This window comes from Planktosalinus sp., from assembly GCF_059864935.1.
This window is the reverse complement of the sequence record NZ_JCBCCK010000023.1, coordinates 1-2,958: the sequence shown is the minus strand read 5'-3', so window position 1 is coordinate 2,958 and position 2,958 is coordinate 1. Positions and strand designations below refer to the sequence as shown.

Sequence of the window (2,958 nt, the reverse complement as noted above, 5' to 3'; positions counted from 1 at the left end):
AAAATTGGTCTTCGTCCCCTCCCGGAGCTGCAGTATAATCTACACAGTTTATCGTCGCTAAATCTATTGTTAAAGTATATGCTGTGGATGGTGAACTGGAAGTTGATATGACTATGAAGTAATCAAAACCGTCATACATCGGCACTTCTGCTATACCAAAGTCGTTGGTCGTGCCATCGCTTACCGCTCCGGCATAACAACTGCTTCCAATAGCATAACAACTTTCATATACAAATACTGCTGCATTATTGCTTGACAAACCGGAAAGCTCAATGCTGTACACCCCGCCTACTGATGGAGAGTACTGGTACACGACATCAGCGCCATCGAGGTAATCCCCACCGGAAGCATTGCAATCGTTACCCGGGCTTCCTTCATAATTGTTGCCGTAGGTTGAAGTGTTGGCTGTATGCACAAAAGGCAATGGCTCTGTCACCAGCTCGTCGGCCACATCATTGACCGTGGCAATCACTTCTACTCGCGGTGACGACTCACAGAGGATGTCCTGAGCGCTTATGGTCCAATCGAAGAAATAGTAATATGCAGTTGTTGTTCCAGTCAAAAAAGAACCACTAGTTATGGTTCCAACATTATTGGCAAGTGCATATGGAAAACTACTGTTTGCTGCTGTCATATTTCCTAAACCTACAGTTGTTCCAGAAGTGACTCTCAAAATACGGTAGTTCCCTACCGGAAGGTCGTGATTTATTGGAATCACAACAGGCACAGGAGTCGTTGTAGTTCCGCCACCCGGCATAGCCGCTATGGTTGTAAATACAATGTTGTTGCCGTCGTTAATATCACGTATATCCACCTGTATCTGACCAGCGGCTGCAGCTGTATTGAGCACCGTTACACTTTCTAAAGTAAAAGCTTCGGTCACCTGAAATACCAAGCCATAATTGTTTAAAGTTGAATTTGACAATGTTGTAGGATTTATTGCTCCTTGTCCAGTAAATGTTTCTCCGGTAATAGCTACTTCCGCAGCCCAAAACGAAGTGGTTTGCTCCAGTTCAGGGGTCCTGAAAGGAGAACCTTTTCCTGCCAAACTGCCACCTGTGGCTGCATCAAACCAAAAAATATCCGTATTGACCGCAGGCTCAGCACCCTGGGCCTCGAGTATCACAAAGCCTTCCCCACAAACCGCACCGGCCGTAGTGTTCAATATTTCCAAAGAAGTACAAGGCACCTCAGTGACCGTTATGGCCAGGGCAGCACCTTCACAACCCTGAAAACTCTGGGTCACATAATAAGTCGTCAAATCCACCAAAACCGTATCGTCAGGTATAACAGTTGTCATGGCCACATCACTGTACCACGTCAGCTCTGAACCTGTAACATCCAAGTCTGCCAAGGTCTGTCCGTCTATAAAATTCTGGGCAGTGGGTCCGGTGGGAGCCGGAAAATTGGCACAAGTAGTGCCATTGATAGTCAGTGTGTAGTTCATCGACACTGTTGGGTCTGCAGATGAAACCACGATAAAGTATTCTTCAGTGTCATCTACCGCTACCTGAAAACTATGGGTGCCCGTGGTGTCGTTCACTGAGCCTTCAGCAAAACAAGAAGCTCCAATATCCAAACAGCTCTCATAAATAAATACACCGGAATAAGGCTCGCTTAATCCGGAAAGTTCTACTGTTAAAATATAATTGTCATCAGCGGTGTATTTGTAAACAACATCGTTGCCGTTTAAATACTGACCTGTAGTTCCACAGTTACTGCCGGGGATCCCGGAATAATTGTTAAAGTAAGTTGCGGTATTGTCCGTATGTGTATAGGGCAATGAAAGTACATCCAAATCTGCATTATTGTCCACAGTGGCAATCACTTCTGTGCGTGGAGTCGACTCGCAAGTAACTGATCCAGTGCTAACTGTCCAATTATAAAACCAATAGTATGTTTGACTGATTCCGCTAATATAGCCTGAAGTAACAGAACCTACGGTTCCTAAAGGATATGGAAATACATTTTCTGCAGCAAACTCTCTAATCATAGAAGGCGTAGAAATTCCTATTAGACGGTATGTTCCGGCTGAAGGAATATTGAAGTTAAGCGGAACGGTATGAGGAACAGGTGAAGTAGCTGAGCCACCACCGGGAACAGTTGTTGAAGCTGACTGAAGCATTGTTCCTGTAGAATTTTGTAATTCGATTACTAAATTTCCACCAGCACCTGTTGAAAAAACTTGAACATCAACTAAAGTAAAGTTTTGGTTTGCATCAAACACTAAACCCCAACCAGCTCCTGAAGTATTTGAATTACTCGTTGGAGCAGGTTTAGCTTGGCCTGTGAGAGTCACACCTGTTGCTATTACCTCTGTAGCCCAAAAAGAGGTAGTGGCACTTATTGGAGGGGTTTCAAAAACAGACCCAGTCCCAAGAAAAACACCTCCTGTAGCAGCATTGTACCAATAAATATCATCACCTGTGCCACTTGCAGTTGCTCCAAGGGTTACAGAGCCTTCACCACATACAGAACCGGGAGTTGTTGAAAGAATCTCTAAAGTACTGCAGTTTTGCGAATAAGAATTGTTATAAAAAAGGAATACAAGTATTCCCAGACAATAGTAAAAATTTTTCATAAGATATATTTTCTGAATTATACGACTAAAATCAACATGACATTCAAATAAAATGACTGCGACCCCAAATATAAAGATTTTCATTAAATATCCCCTTACATCTTGTTGTTAAATTTATCAAACTGAGTGTTAAAGTGTTATAGTAAATTTGGAAGCTGGTTTTAAGTATTTGGCATAAAATATTCAGTACAAAGTATTCAGCATTTTTTGTTCAGCTATTCAGTGTGCAGTGTTCAGTTTTGGGTACAAAAAAAGCGGAGATAAAATATATCCCCGCTTTAGTTAGTAAATAATTATTAAAACTTATTTTTTTATCAGTTTATAAACTCCTGTTTTACCGTCTATTTTTATAGTGAGCAAATAAGGCCCACTTGCCA

General features: G+C 42.2%; 1 protein-coding gene. It reads right to left on the bottom strand.

What is annotated here, in order from left to right:
* Positions 1–2,581 (bottom strand): Ig-like domain-containing protein (locus AC6F75_RS01020; protein ID WP_500713066.1); only part of this gene is annotated, 2,581 nt, incomplete at its 3' end.
* Positions 2,582–2,958: the final 377 nt, after the last annotated feature.